The organism is Pseudoalteromonas sp. 20-MNA-CIBAN-0454, assembly GCF_040308685.1.
GTDB lineage: Bacteria > Pseudomonadota > Gammaproteobacteria > Enterobacterales > Alteromonadaceae > Pseudoalteromonas > Pseudoalteromonas nigrifaciens.
The window spans coordinates 43,976-63,302 of sequence record NZ_JBEOOB010000024.1; the positions used below are offsets into that span (position 1 = coordinate 43,976).

At 38.9% G+C, this 19,327-nt stretch carries 18 protein-coding genes and 2 pseudogenes; 5 read left to right on the forward strand and 15 right to left on the reverse strand.

What is annotated here, in order from left to right; genetic code table 11:
* The 13 genes from AAEZ22_RS12485 to murJ form a co-directional block, all read right to left on the reverse strand.
* Positions 1-429 (reverse strand): type IV pilin protein, encoded by a 429-nt coding sequence (locus AAEZ22_RS12485; RefSeq protein WP_352297418.1) that lies wholly within the window; start codon positions 427-429, stop codon positions 1-3.
* Between the two features lie 10 nt (positions 430-439).
* A complete protein-coding gene (locus tag AAEZ22_RS12490; protein ID WP_502935265.1) occupies positions 440-3,676 on the reverse strand; it encodes a PilC/PilY family type IV pilus protein in 3,237 nt (1,078 codons plus the stop codon).
* A gap of 1 nt (position 3,677) precedes the next feature.
* A complete protein-coding gene (locus AAEZ22_RS12495) occupies positions 3,678-4,202 on the reverse strand; it encodes a pilus assembly PilX family protein (RefSeq protein ID WP_352297421.1) in 525 nt (174 codons plus the stop codon).
* Positions 4,190-5,200, reverse strand: coding sequence for a PilW family protein (locus AAEZ22_RS12500; protein WP_352297424.1), 1,011 nt, complete (start codon positions 5,198-5,200; stop codon positions 4,190-4,192). Before AAEZ22_RS12500 ends, AAEZ22_RS12495 begins: the two co-directional genes overlap by 13 nt.
* Position 5,201: 1 nt before the next feature.
* Complete coding sequence (gene pilV, locus AAEZ22_RS12505) at positions 5,202-5,765, reverse strand: type IV pilus modification protein PilV (RefSeq protein WP_352297427.1); 564 nt, start codon at positions 5,763-5,765, stop codon at positions 5,202-5,204.
* 142 nt (positions 5,766-5,907) lie between these two features.
* Entirely contained in the window at positions 5,908-6,609 is a 702-nt protein-coding gene (locus AAEZ22_RS12510; RefSeq protein WP_352297430.1) for a LytR/AlgR family response regulator transcription factor, read from the reverse strand.
* Positions 6,606-7,640, reverse strand: coding sequence for a sensor histidine kinase (locus AAEZ22_RS12515; RefSeq protein WP_352297433.1), 1,035 nt, complete (start codon positions 7,638-7,640; stop codon positions 6,606-6,608). Before AAEZ22_RS12515 ends, AAEZ22_RS12510 begins: the two co-directional genes overlap by 4 nt.
* A 47-nt stretch (positions 7,641-7,687) precedes the next feature.
* Positions 7,688-8,617, reverse strand: a complete 930-nt coding sequence (gene ispH / locus AAEZ22_RS12520; protein WP_352297436.1) for a 4-hydroxy-3-methylbut-2-enyl diphosphate reductase — start codon at positions 8,615-8,617, stop codon at positions 7,688-7,690.
* The gene (gene fkpB, locus AAEZ22_RS12525) at positions 8,617-9,057 is read right to left on the reverse strand and encodes an FKBP-type peptidyl-prolyl cis-trans isomerase (protein ID WP_011327610.1); all 441 of its coding nucleotides are present in this window, start codon (positions 9,055-9,057) and stop codon (positions 8,617-8,619) included. The genes ispH and fkpB overlap by 1 nt, the downstream gene beginning before the upstream one ends.
* A complete protein-coding gene (lspA, locus tag AAEZ22_RS12530; RefSeq protein ID WP_352297439.1) occupies positions 9,054-9,554 on the reverse strand; it encodes a signal peptidase II in 501 nt (166 codons plus the stop codon). The genes fkpB and lspA overlap by 4 nt, the downstream gene beginning before the upstream one ends.
* 10 nt (positions 9,555-9,564) lie before the next feature.
* Positions 9,565-12,393: an isoleucine--tRNA ligase gene (gene ileS / locus AAEZ22_RS12535; RefSeq protein WP_352297442.1), complete on the reverse strand. Its 2,829-nt coding sequence runs from the start codon at positions 12,391-12,393 to the stop codon at positions 9,565-9,567.
* 29 nt (positions 12,394-12,422) lie between these two features.
* Complete coding sequence (ribF, locus tag AAEZ22_RS12540; RefSeq protein WP_058372870.1) at positions 12,423-13,349, reverse strand: bifunctional riboflavin kinase/FAD synthetase; 927 nt, start codon at positions 13,347-13,349, stop codon at positions 12,423-12,425.
* A gap of 85 nt (positions 13,350-13,434) precedes the next feature.
* Positions 13,435-14,973: a murein biosynthesis integral membrane protein MurJ gene (gene murJ, locus AAEZ22_RS12545; RefSeq protein WP_502935266.1), complete on the reverse strand. Its 1,539-nt coding sequence runs from the start codon at positions 14,971-14,973 to the stop codon at positions 13,435-13,437.
* Between the two features lie 295 nt (positions 14,974-15,268).
* On the opposite strand from murJ, the gene rpsT reads away from it, so the two are divergent.
* Complete coding sequence (rpsT, locus tag AAEZ22_RS12550; protein WP_002958225.1) at positions 15,269-15,529, forward strand: 30S ribosomal protein S20; 261 nt, start codon at positions 15,269-15,271, stop codon at positions 15,527-15,529.
* A 201-nt stretch (positions 15,530-15,730) separates the two neighbouring features.
* Here the strand turns inward: rpsT and AAEZ22_RS12555 are convergent, their stop codons facing one another.
* Positions 15,731-16,114 carry a response regulator gene (locus tag AAEZ22_RS12555; RefSeq protein WP_058372868.1) on the reverse strand — a complete coding sequence of 128 codons (384 nt, stop codon included), beginning with the start codon at positions 16,112-16,114 and terminating at the stop codon, positions 15,731-15,733.
* Positions 16,115-16,218: 104 nt separating this feature from the next.
* On the opposite strand from AAEZ22_RS12555, the gene AAEZ22_RS12560 reads away from it, so the two are divergent.
* From AAEZ22_RS12560 to AAEZ22_RS12570, 3 genes and pseudogenes are all read left to right on the forward strand, one after another.
* Positions 16,219-16,662, forward strand: a complete 444-nt coding sequence (locus AAEZ22_RS12560; RefSeq protein WP_352297450.1) for a hypothetical protein — start codon at positions 16,219-16,221, stop codon at positions 16,660-16,662.
* A gap of 106 nt (positions 16,663-16,768) precedes the next feature.
* Entirely contained in the window at positions 16,769-17,014 is a 246-nt protein-coding gene (locus AAEZ22_RS12565) for a hypothetical protein (protein WP_011327603.1), read from the forward strand.
* A gap of 235 nt (positions 17,015-17,249) precedes the next feature.
* Positions 17,250-18,124: pseudogene (locus tag AAEZ22_RS12570) on the forward strand (IS30 family transposase).
* A gap of 95 nt (positions 18,125-18,219) precedes the next feature.
* Here AAEZ22_RS12570 and AAEZ22_RS12575 read toward each other — a convergent pair.
* Complete coding sequence (locus tag AAEZ22_RS12575) at positions 18,220-18,861, reverse strand: SDR family NAD(P)-dependent oxidoreductase (RefSeq protein WP_352297456.1); 642 nt, start codon at positions 18,859-18,861, stop codon at positions 18,220-18,222.
* A 179-nt stretch (positions 18,862-19,040) separates the two neighbouring features.
* On the opposite strand from AAEZ22_RS12575, the pseudogene AAEZ22_RS12580 reads away from it, so the two are divergent.
* Positions 19,041-19,327: pseudogene (locus tag AAEZ22_RS12580) on the forward strand (IS21 family transposase); the annotation flags it as partial.

Here is a 19,327-nt window from a genome sequence, read left to right on the forward strand (position 1 = left end):
TTACCTTCCCCAACAGTAGTCAATATTCTTTCCTTCGCTTGTCTTTGCCCCTTGCGCACCTTTAATACCTATATCTGTTATAGATAGCGCAGTGCAATCACCATCTCCTTTTACCGGGCCCGCTACTGGTTTAGCTGTTATAGTAAATGACATTTTTTTATCTTCAAGCAAAATCGATAGCTTAAAATGCCCATTTTCAGTATTAGCATTTATACCTAAATCATCTAATGATGTTGTATATTCTCTATTATCTACAAAGTACTGCTCTTGCTTATTAGCTGCATCTAATAATGTTGCAACTGCTTCTGCTCGCGAGGCACGCTTTACATATTCTGTATAATTAGGCAGTGCAATTGCTGCAAGTATGCCGACAATAGCAACTGCTATCATCAGCTCAATTAAGGTAAATCCATGTTGTTTTTGATTCATTTAAAGTCCCTTAGTCTTCTTCATCAGGTATAATTTCGTCATTTTCTTCGCGCTTATAAATGTAAGTTTGCTGGGTTTTAAAACCAAAGCCTAACGCCTTATCTTTTACGAGTTGTATTTTTCCGTTAGTAACTTTTAATCCTGGCCCTGTTATTTCAAGCGGTTGCAGCGGGTTTTCTGCATCCTCACCTTTAATACCCGGGCCAATTAAATAAAACTGACTTTTCACTTCCTCTTCAGGGTTATCATCACACACCCCATTACCATCACTATCTGCGCACGATGAACCAAAGTACAATTGTGGTGTATCGGGTACTTCATTGCTTGTATCAAACTTCAGTTTATCATATACCTTAGTACCATAATGAAGGTGAAAAGCATAAAGCGAACCACCACCACCACTAAGTGAGCACTGGTTTTTTGTAGAGGAGTCTGAAGCGGGTGTAAATGAGGTAAAATAAGCAACCCCACCCACAACTGTAGCAGCTGCTAATGACTTTTCACCCGTATTTAGTTCGTATCGCCAACCTTTTTTTAAAGCCAAAGCAGCTTCTAATTTAACGAATCCTCCTATATCACTTTTTCCATTTTTACTATTTAATGTTTTCTCAAATGGATCATCGTTCATAACCATTAAATCATGTGGCATGGTTGGTGTAGGTTCTTTACCTGTAAATGATTTTGTAACTGTATTTTCATCTCTTATCATAAATAATTGGTCTGCAGTTTTTGAATCATTCGGATTCGTTCTTTTACCACTACCGATGACAACTGCATCATATGGAGAGTCTAGTCTAGTTATAACCTCTCCAATTATTGTTACTTTACTAAACAGCGTTCGTGCAATCACTGGTTTATAAAAAAAACGTCTATCTGCTCCAATACCTAATTGAGCTAATTTATGGTGATTAAAAGCTCCTTTCTTATCGCCAGGCATATCTATACGCCAGATATCACCTCCTGTATCTGCAGCATATATTCTATCGATATAACCATCATAATCAGAATCTAGTAGAGTTATATCTGCAGCAATACTATGTTTTCCTTTAAAATTATTATTATCTAGTAATGACCAAAGCTTAGTACCTGTATTTGCGTCAACAATATAAATATTATTGCCTACAGAGTCAGCCTCTGAGCTAGTATCTTTATTTGTGTCATAACCACCACCAAAAACCAGTACTGGTTTATCACCAAAAGCTTTTATAAATGCCACTTGCGGCTTTGACCAAGTTTGACCCAGTTTTGTGAAGTCTCCTTCACCTCCCTTTATAGTCCATTTTAACTTTGGATTATCAGGAGCGGTTATATCAAAAGCATAATAATTTTTTCCTCCACGACGCATTCCAACAAATGCTAAAACTTTATCCCCTTTGGATACATTTACAATACCATCGTTAACGTTATCACTATTGAGACTTTCATTTTTGGAATACACGCTAATAGGCCCATCCATACCATATTGCTTTCCAGACTCTGCTTTTCTTAATGGTTTAATTATTTTAAAAAGTACAGACGGTATAAACGCCCAACTTTCTTTAACTTCATTATTTACATCGTCATCTTTAAACATATGTAAAAAGCCAGCATTAGTACCAATCAGTATACGTATATCATTATTACCATAATCTATTGCTATAGGCCTAGAGTGTAGCGGATCACCAAAGATATCATTACGCTGCTCGCTTTCAGGATTCTTATTATCAACATCAACCCCACGCGCCCAATTAATCGTATTTTCAAGCTCAGACTTATCAATTAAGAAAGCACTAGCTGCCTGATTTTCACCCATAGCATCAATAATACTGTCGGCCTTAAACAAGCCGATATCCGTTAGCACTTTACGATCTTTATCCTTTATAGTTGCCAGCATTGCATTAACGCCACCACTTTTTACCGAATTACCATCTGCAGAATTATTAACAGACCAAAAGGTTTTTGCATCCTTACTAATTAATCCATCTTCATTGAGCGCTAACTTTAACGATGAATCAATAATCTTTCCGTCTGATACTTTTAATTTTTTTAAATTACCTCGCCAACGTGTACTTTTATCTGGATAAAACATAGCAAAATAGATTGCATCTCGACTTCGAGTTTGATCTACGTTATTACTGGCCACTGATGGAGAAATGAAAGTACTATTTTCTTCTCTAATTTGTGAAATTGTATTTTTAAGTGCAGAAGAAAGGGCTGCTGCTGATTTAGCTTCAAAATAATCCCCACCACCAACCTTAGCTGCTTCTTCTAAAAGTTTGAGCGCATTTTCACCCATTCCATCACCAAAACCTATAGTAAAAAGCCTACCCGTATCAATCACCTCAGAGGTCTGAGGATATAAATCAACAGATATAGTCTCTGTACCATATAAAATTTTGGCTAACGCTACTAAATAACTTTTATAGCTCCCAAATGAACTCGAATTAGCTCCAAATATACCTTTATATTCTTTATTTATACTTCCATCAGCTTCATCATCATTTTGAGGTTCACCGTCTGTTATAAGAATAATATTAATAGAATTATCACAGCGCAGTGGAGTTCCTTGATCTTGTTTAAAAGGTGATATGTACTTGCTATTTTCATCAATGCTTTTATCTCTGCCGTTAACCCTCTTCGCAAATTTAAGATTTTGTCCTGTGATGTATAAATATGCCTCCCACAAAGTTTCTGTTAATGGAGTTGAACCATACGCAGGTAGCTCATTGATTTTATTAATCAGTGTATTTTCATTTGCACCTATTCTAGCAAGCACATAGCCGCCACCGGGTTCATTACCTGCGTTATAATTAAAACGCATTAAACCAAAGTCAATATCACTGTTGTCATTTATTAAACCTTTTACAGCTCTTTTTGCAACCTCAAGCCTTGTCCCACCTTCAACTTCATCAACACAACTTGGTTGATAATTGGGGTTGTAACTACCTCCAATGTTTATGTAACATTGTTTATTATATTCACTATAGCTGCTTTTACTTTCATAGCACTGCCCTAGTTCCACATATACATCACGCCATAAAAGCCCAAAGAAGTAGCTTTCTCTTTCCTTTATATAACATCGCTCTCTTGTGCCTGCTGATGTAACTTCCTCGTCCATACTTCCTGACGTATCAAAAATAAAAAGAACTCTTGGTTTTTCATCAAGTTTTACATCTTTATTTACGTAAATCTCAATATCATCAGCAACAACTAGTGAACTAAAAGTAAAAAATAGTAAAGTAAATAAATTCCTAAACATAAGTTTCATATTAAATCCCCTTCCCTACATTAGCCATTTCTTGTGACACACCTGTAACAATAGTTAACTGATGCTTACTCTTAGAACCATAATTAATCGTGGTAGATACTTGCACCATATTACAAGAAACGCCAGCTGTGTAGCTGTAACTGCGAGGACAATTTAATTCTAAAGTTCCCGAATTTAAATTAATCATAGTGCTTTTCATTTCACTGCCAAGCAATGATATGTCTTTTTCTTTTTTTTCTAATTCGTTACCATTTTCATCCTTTCCAAGAGTAATAGTTTCACTCTTAGTGAGAAAAAAATTGCTGTTCTTCCCTTTTTTTGCCTCTATTGCAATTACTTTTTGCACTTGACCAATTAACTCATTCTCAGCTACTTCTCTTTCCTGAGCAGCATTCGTTATTTTAATATCAATCGTACTACTACTCATTAGGGTAACTGCAATGCCGGTAACAGCTATCACCATAATTAATGCTGTTATAAGTACCACACCTTGTTGCTTACTGGGTAATAACTTTAAATTTTCCATAAGTTTCCTCCAACATTACTCAAACGAATAGTTGTTGTAAAAACAGTTCGCCTATAACTATCATCAAATTTTAAAACTCGTTTTTCAGGCCCATCACCTAATGTGTATTCTTGTTTTTTGATTTTTATACCAGGGTCCGGCTGTAGTGCTCTAATTAATAAGAACAATTGAACTGTTAAAATACCTTTACGATTTTCCCATTCTGTTGGCGTTATTTTGTTGATACTTTTATAAGTATCAACTCGACTATCACTATCGGTATCGAGTCCAAATACAAAACGCATGTTTTCAACACCCTCCATTATCGTTTCAGAGGTCATTTTTCCATTTACTAATCGTTTTCGTCTTAATGCGGGGACTTTTATTTCTTTATTGTTTACTAAATATTTTTCTTCTTTAATATAATAAACATGATGACTATATGGCCAAATAGTTGCATTGACATTTGTTGGGGTATGTTTACCGGTTACAAAACTTGCTTGTTCTTGTTCTGCGATAAAATAATTTATTTTATCGCTAGTAGTATTAGTACCTGCAACAGCATCATATTGAGGATCACCTTGTAAAAACTTGAGCTGAAGAATATCGGTCTCTTTATTATCTTCAGGAATAATGCCATCGTTTATGCAATTTAGGTTATCTTTACTCGTAGTAGTTTTTGCATAAATAGTACGAAAATTACTACTACTGGTTAAATCTGGAAAGCTGCCGTTATTAGTCCCATCTGAACAATCACCTGTAATCGTCGTTGCAGAAACGGTTGTATTTACTGCTGTGAACGAGTCATCATAATAAGTTCCCCAAAAGCCAACTTGCTCGATATCGCGTTGCATAATATTTATAGCTAAACGTCCTGACTCCTGGAGTTCACCGATAGTCATAGTGTCTTTTGTGGTTACTTTCATACTAATAAAAGTAAACATAACGCCACCAAGAATTAAACCGCCTATAAATAACGAAATCATTACTTCTACTAGCGTAAAGCCTTTTTGCTTCATGTTAGCTCCTAACATATATATAGCTGGTTAAAACCACTAAACGGCGTTTATTATTAGTTTTATCACCGCAGGTAACTTTTCCTGTATTCGTATTTGCTTTGAACTCTTGCCGCCCTTGCCATGCTATAATTACTTCAATGTTGAACCCTTTCCCTCCAGTATCTGCTACTGAGGTTGGATTTATACATATTGTGGCATCATCTAAAGTTCCCGTATTTTCGCTAGCTCGAATGGCACGCTTCCACTGTGTTATATCTAATTTTGCTATATCAGAAGAGCTACAGACTGCACCAAAGCAACTCGAAAAAGTATCACTATTCGCTGAGCTTTTTAGAACCACTTCGTAATTACTAACTATATTAACAGTATCATTTGCTCGAATGCGCTGAATAATGTCGTTACCTAACGCCACAGCGGCGGCACGCTGCATAGAGTCGAAACTAGCTTGCTTAGCTTTTGCTTGCAGTGCAACGGCGCCTAACAAACCAAAGCTGAGGATGATAAAGGCAATAAGTACTTCGATTAAAGTGAAGCCTTTGTGCCGCTTAATTGGGTGTGAATACATAATAAAACCAAATAAATATTATCTGATTATAAGTGTATGCGATTAAAACATAGATTCAAGAACTACTAAGACTAACGGTTGATTTTGTTGATAAACGGTTAATAAACACTACTTTTGTAAAAGTAGCTTTATAATAAATGAGTTAACACAAGGTAGATTTAACTGTTTTTAGCTCGCGGCGACTAACCACTAACAACTCTTTGCAGTTTTGTAGTTCAATAGCATGGCTACCGCTACTTAGTGAGTGCAGAGCAATCACCTTATTTTTATTTACTAACGTATTACGGTGTACCCTTAAAACATGTGTGGGGTAAAGCATTTCTAATTGTTTTAGGCTTTGCTCTATAAGCGCACTGCCCCTTTTAAATACCATTTTTGTATATTTTTCTTCAGCAGCAAAATAGTAAATACACTCCATTTCTATGCTTTTTAATGTACCCGCGAGTTGATACATAATTTTTGCTGTTTGTTGTTTTTGTATATGTACTTTATTTAAGCGCCCTAGTTGTTCTACTACTTTTTGTAATGATTGCGCCGATACAGGCTTTACTAAATAACCCGCCGCATTTAATTGCAATGCGTCTAGCGCGTGCTCGGGGTGGGCGGTAATAAATACTATAGCGGGTGGAACTGCAAGCTTGTTGAGCTCATTTGCCACCTCCAAGCCATTAATACCCGGCATATCAACATCTAAAAACACTAAGTCAGGCTGATTTAATTTGCTTAACGCAAGTGCTTCTGCACCATTGCTCGCTTCATTTTGTACAACTATATTTTGAGCCGCTAATAAACGCACTAAACGCGCTCTAGCTAACGGTTCATCATCAACAATAACTACATTCATAATTGACTCTCAACATGTTTAGGGATCACTACTTTCACTCTAAATACGCCATTTTTATTAGCAATAGTGAGCTGCGCTTTACCCTTATAATAAATATTAAGTCGTTGGCGAATATTTTCCAGCGCCATGCCGTTACTTGGCCGAGTATTAGTGCTTGCCACGCTTATTGGGTTAGTGACTATAATAGTTAAATAGCCAATTGTAACATGCAGCTCAACTTTAATGACAGCGCCTGTTTCGCTCGGCTCTACGCCATGGCACACGGCATTTTCAATTAAAGGCTGCAAAGTTAAACAGGGAATATTAAGCACGGGAAGCTCATTGGGTATTTGCCAATCAAGCTTTAAGCGGCTACCAAAACGCCATGCTTCTAGTGCAACATATTGCTTGCTGAGGGTTATTTCGTCCTCTAGTGGCACACTTTGCCCAGAGCGCATTGCCGCTTGTGATAACGCTGCTAAGCCTAAAATAGCCTGTTCGGCTGCGGTTGCATCATGATGGGTAAGCTCTGCAGCGGTATTTAAACTGTTATATAAAAAGTGTGGGCGAATACGTGCTTGTAACGCATCGAGCTCTGCGCGGGCTAGCGCTTTAGTTTGCTGCTCTTTTTCAAAATGAATTAATAAAAACTGGACGAATAAAGCAGCCAGTAAAGCCACTATAATACAATTACGAAGTGTGAAAAAAATTAGCTTATTTGTATCATCTATATCAAAAGCAAAATGAGAAAATAAAATACTAAAAATGCATGTAGATGATAAAAAAGAAACAAAAAACAAACTTAACTGAAAAGTTTGAGTACGTTTTTGTAAAAAAAACCTACAGAAGTATAAAGAAGAGGTACTGACTAACACTATTAAGTGTAAAAATAAGCTTATTATTCCAAGGCGAAGCCAAATATCACCTTCTACATTGGGTGCAAAAGCCAACACAATAGCAACAACTTGCGATACCACTAATGAGGCAAGTACGCCTCGCTCATTAAAAAGAGCCGAAAAAAGCAACCCATCCACTTGTGGCGATCTGCTCATAACGGCTCCCTTTTAAGCTAATTAATTAAATATATATTTAATTTAGATTAGCGCAGCTCAATTGGAACAGCAAATACAATGTTCTCTTCTTCGCCAGGATTTTCAGTAACTTGATTGCCACCAAGTTCTTTTAAGCGGGTTATAACTTGTTGCACTAACACTTCAGGTGCAGATGCTCCTGCGGTTACCCCAACAGCATTCACACCAGTAAACCATGACTCTTGCACGTTTGTGGCATCGTCAATTAAATAAGCTTTAGTGCCCATTTTATCGGCAAGTTCACGCAAACGATTTGAGTTAGAGCTGTTTTTAGCGCCAACCACTAACAACACGTCTACTTTGTCGGCTAAATCGCGAACGGCGTCTTGACGATTTTGCGTTGCATAACAAATATCATCTTTACGCGGCCCATCAATAGCAGGAAACTTAGCACGCAGCGCATCAATTACATCAGCCGTATCATCTACCGAGAGCGTTGTTTGGCTACAGTAAAATAAGTTGTCAGCATTTTTTACATTCAACTTAGCGACGTCTTCTACGGTTTCTACCAGGTAAATACCGCCGTCGTCATTGCCATACTGCCCCATCGTGCCCTCAACTTCTGGGTGCCCTTGGTGGCCAATTAAAATACACTCTATGCCTTTGCGGCTCGCACGGGTTACTTCCATATGTACTTTAGTAACCAGTGGGCAGGTAGCATCAAATATTTTTAAGTCACGGCGCTTTGCTTCGGTGCGTACCGCTTGCGATACACCATGTGCACTAAATATAACTATGCTGTCGTCAGGTATCTGATCAAGCTCTTCGACAAATACCGCACCGCGGTTTTTTAAGCCGTCAACCACATAGCGGTTATGCACCACTTCGTGGCGTACGTAAATTGGCTTTTCAAAAATATCTAAAGCGCGCTCAACAATACTAATTGCGCGATCAACCCCTGCGCAAAAGCCTCGTGGGTTGGCTAGTAATATTTCCATTAACCTTGCACCTCAATAATATCTACTTCAAAGGTTAAACGCTGACCCGCTAACGGATGATTAAAATCAATCGTTACCGACTCGCCTTGCACTTCGCGTACTAAACCAGGAAGCTCGGTACCATCAGGCTGAGTAAATGCTATTATAGCGCCTACTTTAGCTGGGGTTTCTGGGCCAAATTTACTGCGATCAACATAGTAAATGTTATCTGGGTTTGGCTGACCAAATGCATCTTCTGGTTCTAGTTCAAAGGTTTTGCTCTCGCCTGCGTTTAAGCCTAATAAACACTTTTCAAAGTTAGCTGTTAAGCTACCATCGCCCATAGTTAACTTAGCAGGCTTGTTATGCACTTTGGTTGAGTCGGCAGCAGAGCCATCTTCTAACTTAATAGAAAAATGAAAAATAACCTGTGAGTTTTCACCAATTACAGCTTGGCTCATGCTTTATGCTCCTTCGGACTTTCGCCTGTAAAGGCGTCAAATAATAATAATGCTGCACCAATACAAATAGCGCAATCTGCAACATTAAATACCGGAAAATGTGAGTTTTTATAAAATATGTGTATAAAGTCAATTACATAACCGTATGCAATACGGTCGTATAAGTTACCAATTGCACCGGCAAGTACCAATGAATAGGCAGCACATAATACTTTATTAGTTGCTGGCAGGCGTTTTAACCACCACACTAGCAATCCACTAATAGCAATTGCAATAGCACTTAAAAACCAACGTTGCCAACCACCTGCATCACTTAAAAAACTATAAGCTGCACCGTAGTTATGTACATAAGTTATACTAAAAACAGGCAGTAAATCAATCGACTCTTGATAAGCCATACTACTTACAACAAGTGTTTTACTAGCAAAGTCTACTACTAACAGTAGTAGACTTAACCATAGCCACACTAAACCACTTTTTTGGGCTAGTTTGCTCACTAATTAACTCCTAAGCGAATTGACGTTGCTCGCCTTCACCGTCAACATTGCTTACACAGCGACCACAAATTTCAGGATGAGCAGGCTCAACACCTACATCAGCGCTATAATGCCAACAACGCTCACATTTTTGTGCGTCGGTAGCAGCAACACTAATATAAAGACCTTCGATTTCGGTAGTTTGTGTATCTGCCGGCTGGCTATCAACTTCGGTTACGTTTACTGCTGATGTTAAAAATACAAAACGCAGCTCGTCACCAAGTGCTGATAATTTAGCTGCAAGCGCTTTGCCTGTATATAAATTAACAGTTGCTTGGAGCGTTGCACCAATTACTTCTTCTTTACGTGCAGCTTCTAATAAGCGGTTTACTTCATCGCGCACTGTTAGAATTTCTAACCAGTCATCGTTGCTAAATTGGCTGTTAGTAGGAGCTTGCAAGCCTTCGTACCAGGTTGATGTAAATACGTAGTCACTACGCTCACCCGGTAATGCTTCCCAAATTTCTTGGGCTGTAAAGCTCATAATAGGTGCCATCCAACGCGTCATTGCTTCAGCAATATGGTAAAGCGCTGTTTGACAAGAACGACGTGCGTGGCTGTCACTTTTAGCTGTGTACTGACGGTCTTTAATTACGTCTAAATAGAACGAACCAAGTTCACCGGTACAGAAGTTCATTAGCTTTTGCGTTACTAATAGCATTTGGTAGCTATCGTAAGCGGCTAAAATCTCGTCCTGCAACTGTGCAGCACGGCCAACAATCCACTTATCAAGCTCAACCATGTCATTAACAGCTACTTGATCTGTTTTTGGATCAAAGCCATTTAGGTTCGCTAATAAGTAACGACTAGTGTTACGAATACGGCGGTAACGATCTGCTGAGCGATTAAATATTTCATCCGATACCGTCATTTCTGCGGTGTAATCGGTAGAGGCAACCCACAAGCGTAAAATGTCAGCACCTAGTTTATTCATCACATTTTGTGGTGAAATAACATTACCTAACGACTTAGACATTTTGCGGCCATTTTCATCAACGGTAAAACCATGAGTCAATACTTGGCGGTATGGTGCATGGCCGTTAATAGCGACCGATGTCATCATAGACGACATAAACCAACCACGATGCTGATCAGAACCTTCAAGGTATAAATCGGCAGGACCAGTTAAGTCTTCACGCGCATCTACAACACACGCATGCGATACGCCCGAGTCAAACCATACATCTAGCGTATCTTGCACTTTCATGTATTGCTTAGCATCTTCTTCACCAAGTAATGTAGCTGGGTCTAAATCGTACCATGCTTGAATACCTGACTTTTCAACCAGTTGTGCAGCTTGTTCTATTAATTCTTGCGTATTTGGATGAATAGCGCCTGTGTCTTTATCAGCGAACAATGCAATTGGTACACCCCAAGTACGTTGGCGTGATATACACCAATCTGGACGGCCCTCAACCATGTTTGCAATGCGGCTTTCGCCCCACTCTGGTAACCACTGCGTGTTTTTAATTTCGCTTAATGAGTCTTGACGCAAATTAGCCTGATCCATACTAATAAACCACTGCGGTGTAGCACGGAAAATAATTGGCGTTTTATGACGCCAGCAATGTGGGTAACTATGCGTAATAGCATGGTGATGCATTAATGCGCTATGCTCTTTAAGCACTTCAACAATGCTCGCATTGGCTTTAAACACATGCTGACCGGCAAATAACTCAGTGTCTGGTAAGTACACACCATTTGCGCCAACCGGATTAGCCACTTCTAGTTTGTATTCAAGTCCAGCCACGAAATCTTCTTGGCCATGCCCTGGAGCAGTATGTACAACACCCGTACCTGAGTCAGTCGTAACATGTTCAGCTACAATTACCGGAACATTAAAGTCGTAAAATGGATGTGCTACTTGTAAATTTTCAAGTGCCGCGCCTTTAACGTAACCTAATACATGAAAGTTATTAAAACCAAAACGGTCCATTGCATCTTTAACAAGTTCAGAGCCTAAAATTAAGCGTTGCTGCTTACCTTCGTCTTCAACTTGTACTAGTGCATATTCTAATTCTGCATGTACTGCTACTGCGCGGTTAGCCGGTAGTGTCCACGGCGTGGTAGTCCAAATAACAGTACCAACTTTACCTGTACCTTTATGACCATCGGCTAAATCAAACGTACTTACTACTGCGTCTTGGTCGTTAAAAATAAAGCGTACGTCAATGGCTGGTGATTGCTTATCTTGGTATTCAACTTCGGCTTCGGCTAAAGCTGAACCACAATCAGTACACCAATGCACAGGCTTAGCACCTTTATGTAAATGGCCTTTTTCAATAATACGACCAAGTACACGAATAGCATTCGCTTCAAAATCAAAGTTCATGGTTAAGTAAGGCTTGTCCCAATCGGCAAACACACCTAAACGTTTAAAGTCGACCTTTTGACCTTCAACTTGCTTTTTAGCGTATGCACGGCACTTTTCGCGAAACTCGCTCGCAGTTACTTTAACGCCTGGCTTGCCAACTTTTTTCTCAACCATTAACTCTATTGGTAAACCATGACAATCCCAACCAGGTACTAATGGCGAGTCAAAGTCAGATAAGGTTTTAGACTTAACAATAATATCTTTTAATATTTTATTTACTGAATGGCCTAAATGGATATCGCCGTTTGCATACGGAGGTCCATCATGCAAAATAAAGGTTTTTTTACCTTTTTTAGCACTGCGAATTTGACCATATAGGTCGTCTTCATACCATGCTTTAAGCATTTTTGGTTCACGTTGTGCCAAATTGCCACGCATTGGAAACGGTGTTTCCGGTAAGTTCAAAGTATGTTTATAGTCGCTCATTAATCCTACATTCCGTATCTATCGGCTACCTAATTTAAACCAAAACACTGCTTAGCGGCGGCAACGTCAGTTGCTATTTGCACCGTTAATTGTGTTAATGTCTCGAATTTTTTCTCATCGCGGAGTTTTTTAATCAACTCCACATGCATAAATTGTCCATAAATGTCTTGTGCAAAATCAAAAAGATGAACTTCTAATAAGGCACGAGTTCCATTAAAGGTGGGCTTATTGCCTATATTGGCAACCCCATAAACTTGTTTTCCAGCTATAGTTGCTTGCACAGCAAACACCCCATTTACCGGGCAAACTTGACGTTTAAGCGCTATATTTGCGGTTCTAAAACCCAGCTCTCGGCCGCGTTTCCAACCATGTATAACACGTCCCGAAATGGCATAGTTGTGGCCAAGCATTACCTTTGCAGTGCTTAAGTCACCAGCGGCAAGCGCTTCACGAATTAAAGTACTGCTTACTCTAGCATTTAATTGGCGAAAACTCGCGGTGCTTTTAACATCCATGCTCGCTTGTTTGCCCATACTTACAAGTAAGTCAAAATTACCTTGTCGCTGCTTGCCAAATCTAAAATCATCACCAACCGTTAATGCCTTAACGCCTAGCTTTTTAATTAAAATATCACTAACAAACTGCTCTGCATGCATATTTGCAAATTGCTGATTAAAGCTAATACAAATAACTCGTTCAATACCTAACTCGCTGAGCAATAGCAGTTTATCTCGTAAGCGAGTTAAACGCGCTGGCGCATTACTTTTAGCAAAAAACTCTTGTGGTTGAGGCTCAAACAACATTACCGTACTAGGTAAATTATTTGCTTTAGCATCAATAAGTAAGCCTTTTAATACTTCAGCATGACCTAAGTGAACACCATCAAAATTACCAATAGTAAGCACACAACCAAAATGTTGTGAGCGAATATTGTGTATACCTCTAATTAACTCCATGCCACCCAATGCCTTTTTAAGCGAGTTATTAATTCACAACTCAAAATTGAATGAAGTTGCAGAGTTGCTGATTATAATCTTTTTTTTAGTTCGATTCAGTAATTGCTACACTTTTTATCGTATTTAGTCGCACACCCATCAAAAATAACAGCGTAAAGTAACTTAACCCTGCAATTGCTAGCAACACTAGGAGTAAAATAACCTGTTCGCTAAAGTGCCAAGTCGTCCAACTATACTGCTCGCTGGTAAACCAAACCAGTAACCCCATAACAACACTTGCAACAAAGCATTTAAGGGTAAAATATAAGCTCATTGACGAAAACTGATACACATTTTCTTTTTTAAGCTGCCTGTAAAGCAAAAATGCATTACAACTTGCCGACATCGAAGTAGCTAAGGCCAATCCTAAATAGCCAATAAAAGGCGCAAGCATTATATTAAACACCATATTAAGTACCAAGGTAATAATACCAATGCGCACTGGGGTTTTTGTATCTTGACGGGCGTAAAACCCAGGGGCTAATACCTTTATTAGCATAAAGCTGACTAAACCAACCGAATAAGCCATTACCCCTAAGCTCACTGCTTTAACATGATCAATCCCTGCTTCTTTAAACGCACCATGATCAAACAGCACAGTAATAATAAGCGGGCTAATAATCATTAACCCTATCATAGCAGGCAGGCCTAAAAATATTACAAAGCGCACCCCCCAATCTAAGGTATGCTGAAAATCACTGCTTTTTTTACTGCTGTGTAATTTTGACAATGCCGGTAAAATAACCGTTGCTATACCAATACCAAATAATCCCAGCGGAAACTCTATTAAACGGTCTGAGTAATATAACCAAGCAATTGAGCCGGTCATGAGTAATGAAGCAATAACGGTATCGAGCAATAAGTTTATTTGGCTAATAGAAACCCCAAACAAAGCAGGCAACATTAATTTACGTACTTTTTTTACATTTTCGTCTTGCCAAGCCCAGCGCGGGCGCGCCAACATTTTTGCCCGATATAAAAAAGGTAACTGAAACAGTAACTGCACCACACCACCAATAAATACACCTATGGCTAACGCATAAGCACCTACCGAAAATTGGTCATGTAAAAAAATAGCACACACAATAATAGATATATTTAATAACACTGGGGTAAACGCAGCCACAGCAAAGCGGTTATATACATTCATAACCGCCCCACTTAGCGCCACAAGGCTGACAAAAAATAAATACGGAAAAGTCAGCTTTAATAATGCACTGGCAAGTTCAAACTTTTCGCCATCAGGGCCGCCTTGCCACCAATCTATAAACCAACCTGTACCAAATAGTGCAGCAATAACCGGAGACGCAACCACACCTACAATAGTCACTATTAATAAAATAGTGCCTAAGGTTCCTGCTGCTTGCGCAACAAAAAGTTTAACCTTGTCGTCGCCTTGCTGCTCTTTTATTTCGCTTAATACAGGTACAAATGCTTGAGCAAACGCACCTTCTGCAAATAAACGACGTAAAAAGTTAGGAATTCGATTAGCAAACAAAAAAACATCGGCCGCAGCACCGGCTCCCAAGAGATTTGCAACAACCGCATCGCGAACTAACCCTAAAATACGCGATATCATTGTCATACAACTAACAATCATACCGGAGCGAAATAAACCTTTTGACACCGCAAACCCACACTAAAAATCATTAAGATAAGTAATTATGCCATAGTCTTTTTTATAAATCGCTTTAAAGCACTAGGCTGAATCCTCATGCTTTGTTACAATGTCGATATTAACTGCTAGAGCGGCAAATTGATGTTCGTTATAAGGAGCAGTTTTTCTTGGATTGTCAAAATTAAATTGACATTCATGATAAAAACAGGCATATTCCACGGCCTTTAATTTAAGCTTTATTTAAGATTGTTAGGAGCAAACCTTGGCTAACATCAAGTCTGCAAAAAAACGCGCTATTACAAGCGAAAAAAACCGTCAGCACAACGCAAGTCGTCGTTCAATGATGCGTACTTACTTCAAAAAAGTAATCGTAGCTATTGAAGCTGGTGATAAAGAAGCTGCACAGCAAGCTTTTTCTGTTGCTACACCTATCCTAGACCGTTACGCAACTAAGGGTCTAATTCACAAAAACAAAGCTGCTCGTCATAAGAGCCGCATAGCTGCTAAAATTAAAGCACTATAATTTGTTTTTGCAAGAATATAAAAACCGGCCTTGGCCGGTTTTTTTTTGCTTTATATTTAATATTTACAGCATTAAACAAGTATGTAGCCAATTCACACAGCACAATCATCACATATTCTTGTTTAGAGCAGTTGCCGCTTAAATAAACGCTTTTAATAAACGCTTTTAATAAACGCTTTTAATAAAATGGTGCGTAAGTTATTAAACCCCTTCTAGCTCAGGATAAAACTTTTTCAGCATAGCTGCTATTTTTTTAGGAGAAAAAGGCTTTACCACAAAACCCTTGGCTCCTTTATCAATCGCATCTTTAACATTTTCAACCCCTGAGTGCGCCGACACCATAACCACTATTGTTTCTGGGTTCAGTTGATTAATTTGCTCAATTAACTCTTTACCATCGCCATCAGGCAACTCTATATCTAAAAAAATCATGTTATAATTTGCAGCACGACACTCATTAATACATTGTGCGGCAGTTGATGCTTCTTTTACGTTTTCTATGCCTAAATGCATCAATGTTTGGCTTAAAAAGCTGCGCACAGTACTAACGTCATCAACGATTAAAATTGCAAGCTGCGTGTTCATATTTGATCCTTATAGGCTAAAAGCAATGTTTGCAAATGCTATCATTTGCTTTAAATACAGTTATTTATTATAGAGAACTACACCAAAAAGGCCAGATTTGCTTTATGTCTACAAATACAAAAAAACAATCATTACTAGGTAAATCATCTAGAAGTACAAAAACAACAAAAAACAAGCAAAACCGCAGTACAACTACAAAGCCTAATAATATTAAACAAAGTGCTAATACAAGCGCTAACAATAAAGCAGCGCAAAAGTCTAAAAGCAGCTTGCTGACCACGCTTGGACTATTACTATTTATAATAATTATAATCCCTAAGCCAACACTGCTTAGTTATCATAAATTAGGTATGGTGAGTAATAGCATTTATTGGCCTGGGGTATTTGGTTACGGCGCAACGCTCCTCGATTCAAACTTACAGCCACAGCTAGACAGTAAGCGTAAGGCACTTTATTTATGTACTGATACGGTTAACTCAAAAAGCTGTCAAAAATATAAAGTAATTGCCGATAATGGAATTATTGCGGCAATAAAAGCTTACTTTTAGCATTAAAAAAACTAATCTGAAAATTTAAAATTACTTGGTTGAAAGGTGTGCAAAAGATCAACATAATGGCGCTCCTTTTTTCAACAAATGAACTATTGAAACTACCATGCTGAACGAGCTAGATTGGCTTTTAAACACGATATTACTTGCACTAGGTTTAGGTGCATTCTTTATTAACCAACTCACATTACTGCGTATTGCCGCGGTTAGTGCCTGTGGTTTGCTATTTTTATCATTTAGCTTAGATCTTATGTCGTCGAGTATTGTTTCGAATATGAGTTTGGTGTTAATCAATACATTTTATTTGTTTAAAGTTTATACTTTTGGGCAATTTACTGTAACCCAAAATTAAGCACTTCTCCTTAGAATATTTTATAGCCCAGCTTAGCTGGGCTTTTTTTGCCTAATATTTAACAACCAAGCTGATTGCAGCTACTGCTAACTCATTACGATAGTTAACTGCAACTGAATTAACGCCGTATAGTTACTACTTTACAACCCTAAATTCGGATAATAAGTGCAATTTCTCAGATTAGATGGCCAGCTGTTATAATTCGGCCATTTTCTCGCCAAAGGAAATTGCTTTAATGAAATATAAACAGCTGACACAAGAAGAAAGATACCAGATTTACGCGTTAATAAAAGCAGGAAATAACCAAAAACAGATAGCTGAAGAACTAACTCGTTCACCGTCATCTATTTCTAGAGAGCTAAAACGCAATAAAGGACTTAAAGGCTATCGGCCTAACCAAGCCAATAACTTTGCTGAACAAAGACGTAAGTCATCTTTCAAAGCAAGTAAGTTAACAGAGGACGTCACTCACTGGATTAATAAATTTACAGAGACAAGGCTCGTGGTGGCAAGCTACATAAGACACTCACTCGTGCATGTAAAAAGTATAAAAAACGCTATGGAAGCTATGATAAACGTGGACAGATAGTTAATCGAGTCAGCATTGATGAACGCCCTAGTATTGTGGATTCAAAGTCTAGAATTGGTGATTGGGAGGGTGACACAGTGATAGGAAAAGGGCGTAAAAATGCCTTTGTCACAATGGTTGAACGTAAAACGTTATATACAGTCGTTCACAGAATTGAAAGCAAGCATGCGCAAATAACAGCCGATGCGCTGATCACGTGTATGACACCATATAAAGATAGGGTTATTACCGTGACGTTAGACAATGGAAAAGAGTTTGCTCACCATGAGCATGTCGCACAAGCATTAGAAGCTGATGTGTATTTCGCTCATCCCTATTCATCATGGGAGCGAGGTATAAATGAGAATACCAACGGCTTACTTAGACGCTTCTTCCCCAAGGGAACTGATTTTATGGCACTAAGTGAAGCAGAGATACAGGCGGCAGTTGATAAGCTCAATCATCGACCAAGAAAAACAAGAGGGTATAAAACCCCTCATGAATTATTTACGGGGCAATCAGAAATACTGGTGGCTGCATAATGATTGCACTTAATACTTGAATTCGAGAATTATAACCTTGCTGTAATTGCGCTTAATTGACCTAGCACAAAGCAGCAAGATTATATGAGGTTCGATTATTTAGGTAGGTTTAACTCGCGCGCTAACTTTTGTGCGGAGATGGTACTGTACTGCAGCTCATCTGCTGCAGAGTTATCTGCAATCCATAACAATACATTACCTATTTCATCCGGTTCGGCTACAGCCTGCTGCAAGCCTTTAATACCCTGATCGCCAATAGTCGCTCTTAGCGTTTCAGTGTTAACAACTCCCGGGTTTACTGTAAAAGCGCGAATACCTTGATGACCATGTTCACGGCAAATAATACCCGACAGTCGCGACACTGCAGCCTTACCTGCACCGTATGCATAACCCCAGCCCCCTTTAGATGCAGGAATAGGCGGATCTTTTTCACCCGCTCCCGAGGTTATATTTATTATACAACCGCTTTGTTGCGCTAACATACTTGGTAAAACAGCTTGTGCTATTTGCACTGGCGCGCCTATGTAACCTCTAGCAACTTTTTCAAGCGTTTGCTGCGTTACATCTAGTAAAGAAGCATTAAGGCCAGCCCCCTGATAAATAGCATTATTGACAACCACGTCAATTTTACCAAAGTGTTCAAACACCTGCTTTAGAGCATTAGCAACGGAGTTAAAATCAAGTAAATCCATTTTTAGCGCAATGACTGCATATTCCGGAGCATCGTGAACAGTGATTCCGGCCCATCGTGAACACCCGTTCTGGTTTTAGCGTGAACGCTCATTCCGGTTTTATCGTGAACACTTTTGACTGATTTTCCGGAATCGGTGTTCACACCAAACCAGTACAATTTCAACGCATTGATTATTAATTACTTTGTTAAGCTATTTCCTTTTTGTATTACTGAGGAAGGGATATGGCGACTAAGAGGATCACAATGCGTAAAATTCGAGAAGTGTTGAGGCTACATTTTGCTGCCCAACTCAGTGTCAGAAAAATAAGTGCCAGCACTAAGATCAGTGTCGGTGGTATTCAAAAACTACTCACTAAAGCCAGAGCTTTATCGTTAAGTTGGCCACTGCCCGACGAGCTTGATGATTCTGTGCTTGCTAGTCAGTTCTATCCTCGCGCCGACACTCGGCCATCCCAGCGATTTGAAGTGCCAGATTGGCCAGCCATTCGAAAAGAATTAACGGGCAAAGG